Source organism: Streptomyces sp. NPDC058646, from assembly GCF_042716875.1.
Taxonomy (GTDB): domain Bacteria; phylum Actinomycetota; class Actinomycetes; order Streptomycetales; family Streptomycetaceae; genus Streptomyces.
On the sequence record NZ_JBHXRK010000002.1, the window covers coordinates 1 to 15395 of the forward strand.

At 71.0% G+C, this 15395-nt stretch carries 17 protein-coding genes and 1 pseudogene; 11 read left to right on the plus strand and 7 right to left on the minus strand.

Going from position 1 to position 15395, the window contains the following annotated elements; all coding sequences use genetic code 11:
* Nucleotides 1–143: 143 nt before the first annotated feature.
* Together ACFWUZ_RS03485 and ACFWUZ_RS03490 are read right to left on the minus strand one after the other, a co-directional pair.
* Nucleotides 144–401: a hypothetical protein gene (locus ACFWUZ_RS03485; protein ID WP_384366362.1), complete on the minus strand. Its 258-nt coding sequence runs from the start codon at nucleotides 399–401 to the stop codon at nucleotides 144–146.
* Between the two features lie 43 nt (nucleotides 402–444).
* The gene (locus ACFWUZ_RS03490) at nucleotides 445–1461 is read right to left on the minus strand and encodes a DMT family transporter (RefSeq protein ID WP_384366365.1); all 1017 of its coding nucleotides are present in this window, start codon (nucleotides 1459–1461) and stop codon (nucleotides 445–447) included.
* Between the two features lie 74 nt (nucleotides 1462–1535).
* Between ACFWUZ_RS03490 and ACFWUZ_RS03495 the strand changes: the two genes are divergently transcribed.
* From ACFWUZ_RS03495 to ACFWUZ_RS03505, 3 genes and pseudogenes are all read left to right on the plus strand, one after another.
* Complete coding sequence (locus ACFWUZ_RS03495; protein WP_384366368.1) at nucleotides 1536–2435, plus strand: LysR substrate-binding domain-containing protein; 900 nt, start codon at nucleotides 1536–1538, stop codon at nucleotides 2433–2435.
* 417 nt (nucleotides 2436–2852) lie between these two features.
* Nucleotides 2853–3291, plus strand: a pseudogene (locus tag ACFWUZ_RS03500) (transposase); the annotation flags it as partial.
* Nucleotides 3292–3572: 281 nt separating this feature from the next.
* Nucleotides 3573–4778, plus strand: a complete 1206-nt coding sequence (locus ACFWUZ_RS03505; protein ID WP_384366371.1) for an IS110 family transposase — start codon at nucleotides 3573–3575, stop codon at nucleotides 4776–4778.
* Between the two features lie 44 nt (nucleotides 4779–4822).
* Here ACFWUZ_RS03505 and ACFWUZ_RS03510 read toward each other — a convergent pair whose 3' ends face one another.
* The 3 genes from ACFWUZ_RS03510 to ACFWUZ_RS03520 all read right to left on the minus strand — a co-directional run bounded on the left by ACFWUZ_RS03510 (nucleotide 4823) and on the right by ACFWUZ_RS03520 (nucleotide 7199).
* Complete coding sequence (locus ACFWUZ_RS03510; RefSeq protein WP_384366373.1) at nucleotides 4823–5347, minus strand: hypothetical protein; 525 nt, start codon at nucleotides 5345–5347, stop codon at nucleotides 4823–4825.
* 136 nt (nucleotides 5348–5483) lie between these two features.
* Nucleotides 5484–6431: an RNA-binding protein gene (locus ACFWUZ_RS03515; protein WP_384366376.1), complete on the minus strand. Its 948-nt coding sequence runs from the start codon at nucleotides 6429–6431 to the stop codon at nucleotides 5484–5486.
* A gap of 342 nt (nucleotides 6432–6773) precedes the next feature.
* The gene (locus tag ACFWUZ_RS03520; RefSeq protein WP_384367232.1) at nucleotides 6774–7199 is read right to left on the minus strand and encodes a pyridoxamine 5'-phosphate oxidase family protein; all 426 of its coding nucleotides are present in this window, start codon (nucleotides 7197–7199) and stop codon (nucleotides 6774–6776) included.
* Between the two features lie 160 nt (nucleotides 7200–7359).
* Between ACFWUZ_RS03520 and ACFWUZ_RS03525 the strand changes: the two genes are divergently transcribed.
* From ACFWUZ_RS03525 to ACFWUZ_RS03560, 8 genes are all read left to right on the plus strand, one after another.
* Nucleotides 7360–7974, plus strand: coding sequence for a cysteine hydrolase (locus ACFWUZ_RS03525; RefSeq protein WP_384366378.1), 615 nt, complete (start codon nucleotides 7360–7362; stop codon nucleotides 7972–7974).
* 66 nt (nucleotides 7975–8040) lie between these two features.
* Complete coding sequence (locus ACFWUZ_RS03530) at nucleotides 8041–8880, plus strand: HipA family kinase (RefSeq protein ID WP_384366381.1); 840 nt, start codon at nucleotides 8041–8043, stop codon at nucleotides 8878–8880.
* On the plus strand, nucleotides 8877–9260 hold the full coding sequence (locus ACFWUZ_RS03535) for a DUF3037 domain-containing protein (protein WP_384366384.1): 384 nt from the start codon (nucleotides 8877–8879) through the stop codon (nucleotides 9258–9260). The genes ACFWUZ_RS03530 and ACFWUZ_RS03535 overlap by 4 nt, the downstream gene beginning before the upstream one ends.
* A gap of 129 nt (nucleotides 9261–9389) precedes the next feature.
* Entirely contained in the window at nucleotides 9390–10151 is a 762-nt protein-coding gene (gene fabG / locus ACFWUZ_RS03540; RefSeq protein WP_384366387.1) for a 3-oxoacyl-ACP reductase FabG, read from the plus strand.
* A 28-nt stretch (nucleotides 10152–10179) separates the two neighbouring features.
* Complete coding sequence (locus ACFWUZ_RS03545; RefSeq protein WP_384366390.1) at nucleotides 10180–10941, plus strand: SDR family oxidoreductase; 762 nt, start codon at nucleotides 10180–10182, stop codon at nucleotides 10939–10941.
* A gap of 152 nt (nucleotides 10942–11093) precedes the next feature.
* Entirely contained in the window at nucleotides 11094–12677 is a 1584-nt protein-coding gene (locus ACFWUZ_RS03550) for an ABC transporter substrate-binding protein (protein ID WP_384366393.1), read from the plus strand.
* Nucleotides 12678–12791: 114 nt separating this feature from the next.
* On the plus strand, nucleotides 12792–13460 hold the full coding sequence (locus ACFWUZ_RS03555) for a uracil-DNA glycosylase (protein ID WP_384367235.1): 669 nt from the start codon (nucleotides 12792–12794) through the stop codon (nucleotides 13458–13460).
* 95 nt (nucleotides 13461–13555) lie between these two features.
* Nucleotides 13556–14065: a hypothetical protein gene (locus ACFWUZ_RS03560; RefSeq protein ID WP_384367238.1), complete on the plus strand. Its 510-nt coding sequence runs from the start codon at nucleotides 13556–13558 to the stop codon at nucleotides 14063–14065.
* Nucleotides 14066–14113: 48 nt separating this feature from the next.
* On the opposite strand, the gene ACFWUZ_RS03565 is transcribed toward ACFWUZ_RS03560, so the two are convergent.
* Nucleotides 14114–14488, minus strand: coding sequence for a hypothetical protein (locus tag ACFWUZ_RS03565; RefSeq protein ID WP_384366396.1), 375 nt, complete (start codon nucleotides 14486–14488; stop codon nucleotides 14114–14116).
* 297 nt (nucleotides 14489–14785) lie between these two features.
* Nucleotides 14786–15307, minus strand: coding sequence for a DinB family protein (locus ACFWUZ_RS03570; protein ID WP_384366399.1), 522 nt, complete (start codon nucleotides 15305–15307; stop codon nucleotides 14786–14788).
* Nucleotides 15308–15395 lie beyond the last annotated feature (88 nt).

The window sequence follows — 15395 nt, forward strand, 5'->3', positions numbered from 1 at the left end:
GTCTGCGGGTTCGGGGGGGGGGCGGGGGGCGGGGGGGGGGGGGGGGCCGGGGGGGGGGGGGGGGGGGGGGGGGGGGGGGGCCCCCGGTTCGGGGGGGGGGGGGGGGGGGGGGGCCGCGGGTGCCCCGCAGCCCCGCCCCGCCGTCAGGTGAGTGCTGCCAGGCCCGCCAGGGCGAGGACGGAACCGGCCAGGGCCATCGCCGTGCCGAGGAACCGGTACAGGCCGGCCGAGAGCTGCCGCTGCGGCGGGCCGAGTTCGCCGCGGGCCTGCATCCGCATCTCCGCGTTGCGGTTGCCCCAGCGGGCCAGTGAGGCGGCCGAGCCCCGCACGTTCAGAGCGAGCCAGCCGCCGGGTACGGCGCCGGCCAGGCCCAGAGTCAGCAAGAAGATGCCGATGTCCATGTGATGCCCCCCAAGTGGATGATCGCCCGGAAGATAGCAGGCGTCAGGCGGGGCTGCGTCGGCCGGTACGGGTCCGGCCGGTGCGGGTCCGGGTGAGGCGGGTCTGGGTGAGCGCGGCGCCCGCCAGGATGACGGCCGCGCCGACCGGCGTGTTCCAGTGCAGCTGTTCGCCGAGGACCAGGACGCCCGCCGCGGTGGCGATGACCGGGATGAAGTAGGTGACCATCTGTGCGGTGGTCGGCCCGACCTCCGTCACCAGGCCGTACTGCATCTGCAGGGCCATGCCCGTGCCGAGGGCGCCCAGCGCGACGACCGACAGCGTGGGCCAGAGCGGGAACGAGGCCGGGGCCGAGGTGAACAGGGCGCTGACGAGGGCGAGCTGGAGCGTGGAGACCAGGAGCTGGGCCCCGGTCAGCGCCACCGGCGAGCCGGGCGTGGCCGCCAGCGTGCGGCGGACGTAGATCCAGCCGATGGGGTAGCAGAGGGCGGCCAGCAGGGCGAGCGCCGTGCCCTTGGGGTCGACCCCGGAGAAGCCCTGCCAGGCACCGAGGACGATCAGTACGCCGAGGAAGCCCAGACCCAGTCCCGCGAACCGGCGGCGCGTCGGGCGGTCCTCCGAGAGGGCGACCATCGACAGGACCATGCCCCACAGCGGGGAGGTGGCGTTGCAGATGCCGGCCAGGCTCGAGGGGATGCTCAGCTCCGCGTAGGCGAAGAGGGAGAAGGGCAGGGAGTTCAGCAGGAGCGCCGCCACCGTGAGGTGGCCCCAGGTGCGCAGCCCCCGGGGGAGCGGTTCGCGGCGTACCAGCAGCACGCCGAGCAGGGCGAGCGCCCCGAACAGGACCCGGCCCAGCGCCACCTGGAAGGGAGCGTACGCCTCCGTACCCACTTTGATCAGCAGGAAGCTGAAGCCCCAGATCACCGAGAGGACCGCGAAGCGGACGCGCCAGTCCAGGCAGCGGCCCCGGCGGAGGGACGGCCGGCCCGTCGTGCGGGAGGCCGGGCCGGAGGGTGCGGTGCTGGTCGGGAGGGTCGGCCGGGGCGTGCTGGGTGCGCTCATGCCTCCTACAGTGATCGACTCCACTTCGTAGGGCAAGTGAGACTTCGTAGGGGTGACGGCGTAGCATCGCTTACATGTTGAACCTGGAGCGCCTGCGTACCCTGGACGCCCTCGCCCGCCACGGCTCCGTCAGCGGCGCGGCCGACGGGCTCCACGTCACCACCTCCGCGGTGTCCCAGCAGATGGCCAAGCTGGAACGCGAGGTCGGCCAGCCGCTCGTCGCCCGGCACGGGCGCGGGATCCGGCTGACGGACGCGGGCCGCCTGCTCGCCGACCACGCGGCCCGCATCATCTCCCAGGTCGAACTCGCCCAGGCCGACGTCGAGGCCCAGCGGGGGTGCGCCGTCGGCGAGCTGCGGATCGGCGCCTTCCCGACCGCCATGCGCGGACTGCTGCCGAAGGCCCTGGCCGCCCTGCGCGCCGACCATCCGGAGCTGCGGGCCCTGGTGCGGGAGCAGGAGCCGCAGGTGAGCATGGCCGCCGTCGTGCGCGGGGACCTCGACCTGGCCCTGGCGATCGACTGGCACAACAAGCGGATGCCGGTGCCGGCCGAACTCACCCGTACGCACCTCCTGGACGACTCCGTCGACATCGCGGTCCCGGCCGGCCACCGGCTGGCCGGCCGCAGCGAGATCTCCCTCGCCGAGTTCGGCGGCGACGACTGGATCTCCTGGAACGAGGGCCAGTTCTGCCACGAGTGGCTCGTCTACACCCTGCGCGGCACGGGGATCGAGCCGCGGATCGCCCACATCGCCGAGGAGCACCACACCCAGCTGGCCTTCGTGGAGGCCGGGCTCGGGGTGTGCGTGACGCCGAGGCTGGGGCGCGGGCCGGTGCCGGACGGGGTCCGGCTCCTGCCCGTCTGCGAATCCGTACGCCGCCACGTGTACGCCGTCTGGCGGGCGGACGCCGACCGGCGGCCCTCCGTCCGGGCCGCCGTCGAGGCCCTGCAGCGGGCGGCCTTCACCGCCTGAGAGGGCGTTTTCTCCCAATGTTTCATCCCAAGGTGGGGGGTGCCGGATTAATCGGCGGTGTGCCCACGCAGGTGCAGATCAACGTGCCCAGCTGGTGGGCTGCGGTAGGTGCAGATGTGGTTCGTGCGACGCTGTTCGCATGTTTCGATGGCGACTACTGGGAGCGCTGGATAGCACCGATGCTGGCCTTCCTGGCTGCTGACGCTTCGGATCAGCTGGTCTGGGCCCGCGAGCACGGGGTGAAGACCGTAGCCGTCGCCAGGGAGGTCGAGTTCGGCCTCCACCTGGCTAAGGGCATGGCTGACCGGGGATGGCTCGAACCGGAAGCCCTGCAGGACCTCCAGGCTATCGGTCGGCTCGTCGGCGAGGCGGAAGGCCGTGGTCACGTCGGCCTGTGGCCCGACGCACTGGCAGCAGATGCCACCTGGGGCGAGGCGCGGACTTTGGCTCGCCGGATCCTCGTCGCCGGACGAGTTGTGGGTGCTGTTTCGGCGGGTGGTACCGCCGACGGAGGTCGTACGTCCACAGGGTGGCGGCCGGCGGCAGACCGTCCACCGACGATTCGCCGGTGGAGCCGGGCCCGGGTCCGGGCCCGGCTCCACCGCGTCGTCCTCGATGAACTCGGCGCCTGTGGGGAACTGGACCGGTCGCGGTGCGCGATCGATGCGGTCAGCCTGCGGGCTGCAAAGGGGGGCCTCTGACGGGACCGGATCCGACCGGCCGTGGCAAGCCGGGATCGAAAATCCACTTGATCACCGACCGGAACGGACTGCCGCTCCCGCTCGGCATCTCGGGCGCGAACACGCACGACAGCCTCGGTCCGGAACCGCTCGTGCGGGGCATCCCGCCGACCCGGGGCCACCTACGGCGCTCCTTACCGTGTTGGCGGGTTCATTCCGGTCCTTCCTTACCGTGTTGGCGGGTTCATTCCGGTCCTTCGTACGATCGGGAGACCCAGGGGCCTGGGTGTGGCTTTACAGCGCTCATGCCGTGGTTGTGGCTTTGACTGATTGGCCGCCCAGTGCCCCGCGACGACACGGCCACTCATTGGGATAAGCGAACAGAGATCGCTTCGTAAGGACACGTCGGCGTGGTCGTCTGCAGGGACCAGTCAACCGGACGACGAGGGAGGCTCGGGTGCCCGAGCTCTGGGCGGGGACAGATGCCGGCAAGGCCGCGCATCACTGCACGGTGATCGACACGGACGGGACGAAGGTGCTCTCGCGCCGGGTGCCCAACAACGAGCCCGAGCTCCTGGAGCTGATAGGCGATGTCCTCGCACTCGCCGAGGGCAGCCCGGTGACCTGGGCCGTCGACCTGAACGCCGGCGGCGGGGCTCTGCTCATCGCTCTCCTGGCCAACCACGACCAGCGGCTCCTCTATATCCCTGGCCGAACCGTCCACCACGCCTCCCGTGGCTACCGAGGCGACGGCAAGACCGATGCGAAGGACGCCTACGTCATCGCCGACCAGGCACGGATGCGCCGGGACCTGCAGCCCTTGCAGGAGTGGGACGAGATCGCGGTGGACTTGAAAATCCTCACCGCCCGCCGCTACGACCTCGCCGCCGACCGCACCCGCGCCATCAACCGGCTGCGAGCCCAGCTCCTGGAGTACTTCCCGGCGCTGGAGCGGTCCTTCGACTACGCCGCCTCCAAAGCCGCACTCATCCTCCTGACCGGCTACCAGACCCCGGCCGGCCTGCGCCGGATCGGCCCGAGCCGGCTCGCGACCTGGCTGAAGAACCGCAAAGTCCGTGCCGCCCAGGCGATGGCCGAGGCGGCAGTCGCTGCGGCACAGGCCCAGCACACCTCCGTGGCCGGGGAGAACACAGCCGCAACCGTGGTGAACACCCTGGCCAGGGCGGTGCTGGCTCTGGACGACGAGATCGCTGACATCGACGCGAAGATCGCGGCTCGTTTCGGAGAGCACCGTCACGCGGAAGTTGTCCTCAGCATGCCGGGCATGGGCCCGTTGCTCGGGGCCGAGTTCATCGCCTGCACCGGCGGTGACATGGACGCCTTCGGCAGTGCGGGCCGGCTTGCCGGGGTCGCCGGCCTCGCACCGGTCCCACGGGACTCCGGTCGCATCAGCGGCAACATGCGCCGACCCCACCGCTACCACCGCCGACTCCTACGCGTCTTCTACCTCTCCGCCCAGATCGCTGCCCGCTTCTGCCCCACCTCGAGGACTTTCTACGACCGCAAACGAGCCGAGGGCAAGAACCACAAGCAGGCGATCCTCGCCCTCGCCCGCCGCCGCCTCGACGTTCTCTGGGCCCTCATCCGCGACCAGCGAACCTTCGACGTCCTACCACCTCAGCGCGGTCTCGCCGTGGGCTGATCCCTGTTGCCTGGGACGGTGGCTACTTGCTGTTGCGGTGCGTCTCAGTTTCTGATGAGAGGCTCGTAGGGGTGGCCCTCCGGCGTGAAGATGAGGACGAAATCCTCTCCCATCCGAACAGCTACCTCCCGCAACCGGGCCAAGACATCTGCCTGGGCCGGCAGGTCGAGGCCCAGAGCTGCCGCGGCACGGTCTCTCCGGGCCACGAGATCCGGCATGTCATCCAGGTACTCGGCCGCGAGCTCGCGACTCTCCTCGTCCGTGAACGCCTCGCAGTCGCGCCACCACGGGGCGACCAGCAGCAGCCGCAGGAGCTCGGGCAGGCCGATCGCAACCAGAGCCGCACCTCCTTCGGAGTCGGCATAGAGGATGGGACGATCCTCGCCCCCTTCACCGCAGAAGAAGTACGTGCCCCCGGCGCCGTCGCCGGCGAAACCCTCGAGCGCGGCGCCCGAGGCAAGGTGGACTTCTTCGACATGGTCACCTCGGTCGAGGTCGAAGTCACCCGGCCAAGCGAGAAAACGGGCAGCTTCGCCCTGCTCACGGACGGCAGCGATCAACGATTCCATGGGCCGCACCTTACGGCTCGCGGGGTTGACAAGAATCATTGGGAATCAGTCACATTCCTGTGACTGAGCCCGACACCTGGCCCGATAGGACAACTTCAATGCACAGCAGCAGCTGGCCACCCGGTGTGGAACCGGGTCACCACCGGGCTCGCAGCACGCCGTCGCTGTCGGGCAGGGCGGCGCGGAGCAGCGGGTGGCGTTCGTCGAGGTACCGGGGCAGGGCGCAGGCCGCGCGCGCGTCGGCCACCAGGGCGGCGAGCTGCTGGTACTCGGTGTCGTCGAGGATCGCGTGTCTGATCATCCCGTCCTGCGCCTCCCAGACGAACTCCACGGAGTCCTCCTCGGGCAGCGCGGCGAGGACCGCGCCGACGTCTGGGGTCAGGTCGGGCCAGACGGTCAGCAGAGCTCGTGGCCCGAGACCGGCGCGCACCGCGTCGAGGTTCTCCGGCGTGAGGCGGTGCCAGCGTGCGGCGTTGCCGACGTAGGTCTCCTCCAAGAGCACCGTCGGCCGTGAGGCCAGCTGCATGTGGACGCGCGCCCAGAAGTCCTCGCCGGCGGCCTCCGTCACTTCCCGTTCCTCAAGTTCCGCCGCGTAGGGCGAGGCTGCCAGCGGTTCCGGGAAGAGGCCGAGCTTCCGTGTACGGGCCACGGCTTCCGTGCAGGGCCGGTCGCTGCCCACGTACACGTACTGGTCCCATCCGACGTGCACGGTGAACACGTCCCCCGCCCCCAGCCGACACCCGGCGCCCTGTTCTCGGAGCATCGCCCGGACCAGTTCCAGAGCCACGGGAAGGGAGACCTCGGCCCCGTCGTGAAAGCCGGTGAGGTCGGGAGGGAAGAGCCCGCTCAGGCCGTGTCCCACGGGCGGCTCCACGCCGAGGTGGACGAAGCCGGTCACCGAGGGCTCACGGATCTCCAGCCGGTCGATGCCCGAGGCCTCCGCGAAGGCTGCGATCGCCGCCAGGTACGCCGCTTCCACCGGACCGTGATCGCTGTCCGTGTCCTCGGCACCGGTGTAGTGCCCACGCTCGTCGCGGTCGGCAGGGTCGTACTTGGTGATGCGGTGGACAAAGGACGGCGGCACGATACTCCCTCGGCGGTCAGAAGGGGTGCCAGCGTAGTTCCCCGGTCCCCAAAGCCTGATCGCAGTGACCGAGAAGCTACCCAGCGGGCCATCCATCGTCCTCGGAGGCCAAGTAACACGCTCAAGGGCCAACTGGCGCGCTCAGTCACACGGGTGTGACTGAGCACCTTCGCCGGCCTCACGTTCCTGGGACGGGATGGTCGAGCCCTTCGTAGGGTTGGGCCGCCCGGGGGCGCCGGGGGTGGCTTTTCCAACGACGTCCGGGCCACTGTCCTCGCCATCTGTGCCACCTCCTCCCCGACACCTGGGCAGCGCCCCTGAACGGACCAAAGGCCCTGCCGGTCAGAGCTTGCGGAAGTCCCAGGAGACGATCGCATCCGGCGTGAGACGGATCCAGGCGTGCCGTCCGTCGTGCGGCATCTCCGCGATGCCGAAGTTCTTGACGGGGAAGAGCCGTTCGGGCTCCGCCAGTTCCGGGCAGGGCTCGCCGGTGCGGGGGGCCTCGCCGACGAAGACGGCGGTGCCGGACAGTTCCACCCCGCGCAGCTCGTCGTAGGACTCGCCCGAGTCCACGACCACCGAGATCCGCGGGTCCCTGCACAGGTCGGACCAGCGGCGGCTGCGCGTGATCGAGTACAGCCACAGCGAGACGCCGTCCCAGGCGAACCAGAGCGCGCCCACGTGCGGCCGCCCGTCCGGTGAGACGGTCGCCACCCGGCAGGTCCTCTGTTCGCGCAGGAAGACGTCGACCTCGGCGCGGGTCATCATGATCCGCCGACCGCGCCGCTGCCCCCGAACCGCCGGTGTCCCCCCGTCCGCCGGCCCCGTACGGTCCACGCGTGTGTCGTCCATCGGCCCTGCACCCCTTCACATCTGACTGTGTGTCAGGAATCATGGGGGCTCTTCCGTCGCCACGCCAGGGGGAGCCATGCCGGATCTCGATCCCGCCACCACCGCGCTGCTCACCGTCGAGTGCCAGAACGGCGTCGTCGGCGAGGAGAGCGCGCTCCCGGAGCTCGCCAGGGAGGCGCGGGACTCCGGGACCCTCGGCCGGATCGCCGCCCTGGCCGACGCCGCTCGCGGGGCCGGCGTACAGGTGCTGCACGCGGTCGCGGAGCGGCGGCCGGACGGGCTCGGGGCCAGCACCAACGCCCGCCTGTTCCGGGCAGCGGGCAGGCTGCCCGTGCGGCAGCTGACCGGGAGCCGGGCGGTGGAGGTCGCCGCCCCCATCACGGTGGCGGAGACGGACCTGGTCGTCCGCAGGCTGCACGGCCTGTCCCCGATGGCCGGCACCGACCTGGACGCCCTGCTGCGCAACCTCGGCGTCCGCACCCTCGTCGTCACCGGGGTCTCCTCCAACATCGCCGTCCCGAACACCGTCTTCGACGCCGTGAACCTCGGCTACCAGGTCGTCGTCCCGGCCGACGCCATCGCCGGGGTGCCCGCCGCCTGCACCGCCGAGGTGATCCGCAACTCCCTGGCCCTGGTGGCCACCATCACGACGGCCGGAGCCCTCCTCGAACAGTGGACCGCCGCGCGCTGACCGTATGGCAGGGGGCTCCGGGAAAACCTTGGATCGTGGAGCGGGTTTGCCGGATAGCCTGGGAAAATGCTCACAGAAGTGATCGCGACCCGCTACGTCACGCCCCTGCGTGAGGGCGGCTCGCTCCCGGGGATCGTCGAGGCCGACGACCTCGGTACCTACGTCATGAAGTTCACCGGAGCCGGCCAGGGCCGCAAGACCCTCGTCGCCGAGGTCATCTGCGGCCGCCTGGCCCAGCGGCTGGGCCTGCGGGTGCCGCGGCTGGTGCAGATGCAGCTCGACCCCGTCATCGGGCTCGGCGAGCCCGACCAGGAGGTCCAGGAGCTGCTGAAGGCCAGCGGCGGGCTCAATCTCGGCATGGACTACCTGCCCGGCTCGATCGGCTTCGACCCGCTCGCGTACCGGGTGGACCCCGTCGAGGCGGGGCGCGTCGTCTGGTTCGACGCCCTGATCAACAATGTCGACCGGTCGTGGCGCAACCCCAACATGCTGGTCTGGCACGGGGACGTCTGGCTGATCGACCACGGCGCCACCATGATCTGGCACCACAACTGGCCCACCGCCGCGGCCGCGGCCGCCAAGCCGTACAACGCCTCCGACCACGTCCTCGCCCCCGTGGGGCCGGACGTCGAAGCCGCGGCCGCCGCGCTCGCGCCGCTGGTCACCGAGGAGCTGCTCACCGAGGTGACGGCCGACGTCCCCGACGAATGGCTCGTCGACGAACCCGGCTTCGACTCCACCGACGCGCTGCGCCGGGCCTACGTGGACGTGCTGCTGCCGCGCGCGGCCACGATCCACGAGAGGATCTCGACGGAGGCCGAGGTGAGGCCGAACTCCGGACCGCCCGGCTGGCTCGCCGACCGCCTCGCCCCCCAGCCCCACCGGAAGAAGAGCGACAGCGAGTGATCAAGCGGGACGTGTTCGAGTACGCGCTGGTGCGCGTGGTGCCCCGGATGGAACGCGGGGAGTGTTTCAACGCGGGCGTGATCGTCTACTGCCGGGCGCATTCCTACGTCGCCGCCCGCATCCACCTCGACGAGGCCAAGCTCCTCGCCCTGGACCCCGGGGCCGACGTGGCCGGGGTACGGGCCGCCCTGCGCGGGGTCGAGGGCGTGTGCGGCGGCGGAGAGCAGGCGGGCCAGGCGGCGGGCGACGACGCGGGCCGCCGGTTCCGCTGGCTGATCGCCCCGCGCAGCACGGTGGTCCAGCCGGGCCCCGTGCACACCGGCCTGACCGCCGACCCGGCGGCGGAGGTCGAACGGCTGCTGGACCTGCTCGTCCGCTGACAGGGCGGTGCGGCGCCGGACGGTCACCGTTGACACCGGGTGCCAGGGCTCCTAGCGTCTCCTCAGCTGAAGCTACTAAGCGGTTGCTCACCTTTGGGCGACCGTCTCTCAAGGGCGAGGAGATCCAGCATGTCCACCACCGAGCAGCGCGTCGCGATCGTGACCGGGGCGGCCCGGGGCATCGGCGCGGCCACCGCCGTGCGCCTGGCCGCCGAGGGCCGCGCGGTCGCCGTACTCGACCTCGACGAGGCCGCCTGCAAGGACACCGTGGAGGCGATCACGGCGGCCGGCGGCAAGGCCCTGGCGGTCGGCTGCGACGTCTCCGACGGGGCGCAGGTGGAGGCGGCCGTCGCACGCGTCGCGAGCGAGCTGGGCGCTCCGACCATCCTGGTCAACAACGCGGGCGTGCTCCGCGACAACCTGCTGTTCAAGATGAGCGAGACCGACTGGGACACGGTCATGAACGTGCACCTGCGCGGCGCCTTCCTGATGGCGAAGGCCTGTCAGAAGTACATGGTGGAGGCCTCGTTCGGCCGCATCGTGAACCTCTCCAGCAGCTCGGCGCTCGGCAACCGCGGCCAGGCCAACTACTCCGCCGCCAAGGCGGGACTGCAGGGCTTCACCAAGACCCTGGCCATCGAGCTCGGCAAGTTCGGCGTCACCGCCAACGCCGTCGCCCCCGGCTTCATCGCCACCGAGATGACCGCCCAGACGGCCGCCCGCGTCGGCATGGGCTTCGAGGACTTCCAGGCAGCCGCCGCCACCCAGATCCCCGTCCAGCGCGTCGGCCGCCCGGACGACATCGCCAACGCCATCGCCTTCTTCACGGGCGATGCCGCGGGCTTCGTCTCCGGCCAGGTCATGTACGTGGCCGGCGGCCCCCTCAACTGACCGGCTCACGAGAGACAGGGCGTACGGCATGACGTACAACGGCATCGACAGCGGCAAGGTCGCACTGATCACCGGGGCGAGCCGGGGCATCGGCTACGGGATCGCCGAGGCGCTGGTCGCCCGCGGCGACCGGGTCTGCATCACCGGGCGCAACGAGGAGACCCTCAAGGAGGCCGTCGAGAGCCTCGGCGCGGACCGGGTGATCGGGGTGGCCGGGAAGGCGCACGACGAGGCCCACCAGGCCGTCGCCGTGGAACGCGCGATGGAGGCCTTCGGCCGGGTCGACTTCCTCGTGAACAACGCGGGCACCAACCCGGTCTTCGGCCCGATTGCGGACCTGGACCTGAATGTGGCGCGCAAGGTCTTCGAGACGAACGTGGTCTCCGCACTCGGATTCGCCCAGCGGACCTGGCACGCCTGGCAGAAGGAGAACGGCGGCGCGATCGTGAACATCGCGTCCATCGCCGGGGTCTCCGCCTCTCCGTTCATCGGCGCGTACGGGATCAGCAAGGCCGCCATGGTCAACCTGACCCTGCAGCTCGCCCACGAGATGGCCCCCGGGGTCCGGGTCAACGCCATCGCCCCGGCCGTGGTCAAGACGAAGTTCGCGCAGGCGCTCTACGAGGGCCGGGAGGAGGAGGCCGCGGCCGCCTATCCGCTCGGCCGGCTCGGGGTCCCGGAGGACATCGGCGGAGCCGCCGCGTTCCTCACCTCCGCGCAAGCGGAATGGATCACCGGGCAAACTCTCGTCGTCGACGGGGGAATGTTCCTCAATGCCGGAGTGCACTGACCGATAATCGGACGCATTTCCTTGCAAAACTGAGGCAAATGCATCACGAATATGCACGGAACCGGTCAAGTGCCCCACGAAACCATCGCATTGGATTCGTGGGGCACTGCGGTAGGGTCTGCCGCACCCCTGGCTGATCGAGGAGCGTGCACGTGTTCAACCGGACCAGATGCCTGCAGATCACTGCGGCCCTTGCGTCCATATCCCTGCTCGCCGGATGCGGCCTGCTCTCGGGGGACGGCGACGACGACACCAAGCGGATCGTCGTGGGCACCACGAGCGCGCCGAGCACCCTCGATCCGGCGGCGGCGTGGGACGGCTCCTGGGAGCTGTACCGGAACGTCTACCAGACCCTGCTGGCCTTCCCCACGGGCTCCACCAAGCCCCAGCCGGACGCCGCCCAGAGCTGCGAATTCACGGACGCCGCGAACCAGGCGTACCGGTGCACCCTCCGCAAGGGCCTGAAGTTCTCCAACGGGGAGCCGCTCGACTCCAAGGCCGTGAAGCACTCCCTGGACCGGATCAGGACCATCGGCTCCAAGGTCGGCCCGAAGGACCTCTTCGGCAGCCTGGACAAGATCGAGGCGCCGGACGCGCAGACGGTCGTCTTCCACCTGAAGACCCCCGACGCCACCTTCCCCTACGTCCTCGGATCGCCCGCCGCCTCCCTGGTCGCACCCAAGGACTACCCCGCGGACAAGGTGCGCGAGGACAGCAAGGTCACCGGCTCCGGCCCGTACGTCCTCGACTCGTACAAGGAAGGGGCCGAGTCGGTCCTCAGCCGGAACGACGGCTACACGGGCTTCGCCAACCCCCGCAACAACGGCGTGACGATCCGCTACTTCACCGAATCCACGAAGATGGTCTCCGCGCTCAAGGCCAAGGAGATCGACGCCACCTACCGAGGCCTCTCCGCCCCGGAGATCAGGGACCTCCAGAGCCCCGAGTCGCACACGCAGGGCGTCCAGGTCGTCGAGAACGTCGGCGCCGAGATCCGCTACCTGGTCTTCAACCCGAAGGACCCGGCGGTCAACAAGCTCCCGGTCCGCCAGGCGATCGCCCAGATCGTCGACCGCGGTGCGCTCGTCTCCAAGGTCTACCAGGGCACCGCCGAGCCGCTCTACTCCATGGTCCCCAAGGGGGTCGTCGGCCACAAGACGCCGTACTACGACCAGTACGGCCACGCCGACGTCAAGAAGGCCGCCAAGATCCTCAAGGACGCCGGGATCAACCAGCCGGTGGAGCTGACCTTCTGGTACACCACCGACCGCTACGGCTCCTCCACCGCCGACGAGTTCACCGAGCTGAAGCGCCAGCTGGACGAGAGCGGCCTGTTCAAGATCACCCTGCGCAGCCAGCCCTGGAAGGCCTTCCAGGAGGGCTACAAGAGCGGCGAGTACCCGGTCTTCGGCCGCGGCTGGTTCCCCGACTTCCCGGACCCGGACAACTTCATCGCACCGTTCGTCGGCAAGGAGAACGCGGTCGGCACCCCGTACGAGCCCACCAACATCCTCAACGAACTGCTGCCCAAGACCCGTCGCGAGAGCGACCGGTCGGCCGGTGTCCGGGAGTTCGAGCAGGCCCAGCAGACCTTCGCCCAGGACGTCCGCCTGCTGCCGCTGTGGCAGGGCAAGCTGTACGTCGCCGCGCGCGAGGACATCGCCGGCGCCGAGCGGGCGCTGGACCCGCAGACCGCCATGCAGATGTGGGAGCTGTACCGCAAGACCAGCTGGTAGCCGTCGCCCGCCGGGCGCCCCGCGGAGCGGCCCGGCCCGCGCCCCTGTCAGTGGTCCCCGGTAGGTTCGGAGCAGTTGCACGAACTTGTACCGGAGGTTGTCGCCGTGACCCAGATGCTGCCCGAGTCCTGGCTCCCCGTCCTCGGCGGGGAGCTGGACCAGCCCTACTTCAGGGAACTCACCGAGTTCGTCGAGAAGGAACGGGCGAACGGGCCGGTCTACCCGCCCCGCGAGGAGGTCTTCGCGGCCCTCGACGCCACGCCCTTCGACCGGGTGAAGGTGCTGGTCCTCGGCCAGGACCCCTACCACGGCGCCGGCCAGGGGCACGGCCTGTGCTTCTCGGTGCGGCCCGGGGTGAAGACCCCGCCCTCCTTGCGCAACATCTACAAGGAGATGAAGGAGGAGCTCGGCCTCCCCGTCCCGGACAACGGGTACCTGATGCCGTGGGCCCGCCAGGGCGTCCTCCTGCTCAACGCGGTCCTCACCGTCCGCGAGGCCGAGCCCAACTCGCACAAGGGCAAGGGCTGGGAGAAGTTCACCGACGCGGTGATCCGCGCGGTGTCCGACCGCCCCGACCCGGCCGTCTTCGTCCTCTGGGGCGCCTACGCCCAGAAGAAGCTGCCGCTGATCGACGAGGAGCGGCACGTCGTCGTCAAGGGCGCCCACCCCTCCCCGCTGTCGGCCAAGAAGTTCTTCGGGTCCCGGCCCTTCACCCAGATCAACGAGGCCGTCGCAGCGCAGGGGCATGAGCCGATCGACTGGCGGATCCCCGACCTCGGCTGACGCCCCACCGCGCCTCGGCGCCATTGCCGGTGCCTCCGGCTAACTTCTTGATGATCGGACCGGAGCAGGTCCGGCAGAGCCAGCCGGAGGCCGCCTTGACGGAGCAGGAGGCGTCGGAGGACGCCCTCATGACCAGGATCGGCCAGGCGGTCATCCTGCTGCACGCCGGGGACCGCGAGGAGGCCCGCAACCGGCTCGGCGAGATCTGGTCCGAGATCGGCGAGGAGGGCGACGCCCTGCACCGGTGCACGCTCGCGCACTACATGGCCGACGCCCAGGACGATCCCGCCGACGAACTGGCCTGGGACCTGCGGGCCCTGACCGCCGCCGACGGGATCCGGGACACCCCCTGCGCGGAGCCCGCGCCGCACCTGGCGATGCGGGTGTTCTACCCGTCCCTGCACCTCAGCCTGGCCGCGGACTACGCCAAACTCCGGCGGCCCGAGGCCGCCCGGGTGCACCTGGCGCGCGCCCGGGCCGCCGCCGGAGCCCTCTCCGACGACGGGTACGGGAACGGCGTGCGGGCCGCCATCGCCCGGCTGGAGCGGCGCCTCGCCACGGAGCCGGGGGAAGGGCCCCGGCCGTTCCCCGAGCAGTCCCCGTAAGGCCGACAGCTCCCCGGGCCGGGCGGAGTGCGCAGCCCGGGAGCCGGATCAGCCGTCGCGGACGCCCGCGCAGATCCGCGCCTCCGGGCTGTCCGGGTGCCACCGGCCGTGCCGCCGGCCCAGCGCGCACACGTCGGAGGGGCGTACGGGCAGCTCCCGGATCAGTTCGCGCGGCACCTCCGCGTCCCCCCGGGGGCGGCGGGGCCGGCCGTCCGAATGCCCCGCCGCCTCACGGCCCGCGGACCGCGCCGGCTCGGCCGCGGGCCGGGGAGGCGGCGGCGGGGCGGGCTCGGCGGACCGGGCGGCCCCGCGCGGGGTGTGCCCGGAGATCCGGGCGGCGGGGGCCGGGGCGGAGGGCGCCGGCCGGGCGGCCCGCTCCGGCGCCGCCTCCAGCGCCTCCAGGGCGGGCGCCTGCACGACCACCGGGAGGCTCCCCGGTCCGCCGCGCGGCTCGTACCGCGGGGGCGTGCCGGAGGAGGGGACGGCCGCCGGGTGCCTGGGGCCGGGGCTCACATTCACACAACCGGAGACGGCCGAGACGGCACAGGCGACTCCGAGCAGCAGCGTTGTCGTGGTTCGGGTTGGATGCACCCGCGCAACTCTGCTGTGCGAGCACCCCGTTGGGAAAACCCGCAGTCGATATTCACCCCGCACGGGTGACGTGCAGGAGGGTGTCCGGCGGATCGCCGCGGACACCCGGCCGCCCTCCGCCGGGACCCCTTACTCGCCCGTCGCGCCGTCGATCTGCTCACGCAGCAGGTCCGCGTGGCCGTTGTGGCGCGCGTACTCCTCGATCATGTGGTGGTACACCCAGCGCAGACTGAACACTTCGCCGCGGTGGTGGCTCGCTGAGTCCGACAGGAGGTCCGGCGAGTGGCCCTTGACGGCCTGCCGGGCCAGCTCGATCTCGGTCTGCCACACCTGCTCGGCCCGGGCCCAGCCGGCCGTATCACTGAAGTGGAAGTCGCCGTCCGGGTCCTCGCTCGTGCAGTACAGCTCGGGGAGGTCCTCGCCCGCCATGATCTCCCGGAACCAGTACCGTTCCACCTCCGCCATGTGCCGTACGAGGCCCAGCAGGCTGAGTTCGGAGGGGGCGATGGGGGCGCGGCGCAGCTGTTCGTCGTCGAGCCCCTCGCACTTCCAGGCGAGGGTGGCACGGTGGTAGTCGAGCCAGCCCTCCAGCATCTCCTGCTCGCCGGCGGTGGTGGAGGGTTCGGTGCGATGTGATCCAGAACTGGTCATGGGTCCCATCCTCGGCGAACCGGGCCCGCTCCCACCAGGGATTAAGCTGCTGGCGTCCCACAAGGAACGTACGAGCAACGCACCAGGA

Excerpts from the sequence above, each read along its gene's own strand:
- ACFWUZ_RS03545 (WP_384366390.1), top strand. The coding sequence starts at position 10,180 with ATGACGTACAACGGCATCGACAGCGGCAAGGTCGCACTGATCACCGGG.
- fabG (WP_384366387.1), top strand. The coding sequence starts at position 9,390 with ATGTCCACCACCGAGCAGCGCGTCGCGATCGTGACCGGGGCGGCCCGG.
- ACFWUZ_RS03495 (WP_384366368.1), top strand. The coding sequence starts at position 1,536 with ATGTTGAACCTGGAGCGCCTGCGTACCCTGGACGCCCTCGCCCGCCAC.
- ACFWUZ_RS03485 (WP_384366362.1), bottom strand. The coding sequence starts at position 401 with ATGGACATCGGCATCTTCTTGCTGACTCTGGGCCTGGCCGGCGCCGTA.
- ACFWUZ_RS03520 (WP_384367232.1), bottom strand. The coding sequence starts at position 7,199 with ATGATGACCCGCGCCGAGGTCGACGTCTTCCTGCGCGAACAGAGGACC.
- ACFWUZ_RS03555 (WP_384367235.1), top strand. The coding sequence starts at position 12,792 with ATGCTGCCCGAGTCCTGGCTCCCCGTCCTCGGCGGGGAGCTGGACCAG.
- ACFWUZ_RS03570 (WP_384366399.1), bottom strand. The coding sequence starts at position 15,307 with ATGACCAGTTCTGGATCACATCGCACCGAACCCTCCACCACCGCCGGC.
- ACFWUZ_RS03530 (WP_384366381.1), top strand. The coding sequence starts at position 8,041 with ATGCTCACAGAAGTGATCGCGACCCGCTACGTCACGCCCCTGCGTGAG.
- ACFWUZ_RS03510 (WP_384366373.1), bottom strand. The coding sequence starts at position 5,347 with ATGGAATCGTTGATCGCTGCCGTCCGTGAGCAGGGCGAAGCTGCCCGT.
- ACFWUZ_RS03490 (WP_384366365.1), bottom strand. The coding sequence starts at position 1,461 with ATGAGCGCACCCAGCACGCCCCGGCCGACCCTCCCGACCAGCACCGCA.
- ACFWUZ_RS03525 (WP_384366378.1), top strand. The coding sequence starts at position 7,360 with ATGCCGGATCTCGATCCCGCCACCACCGCGCTGCTCACCGTCGAGTGC.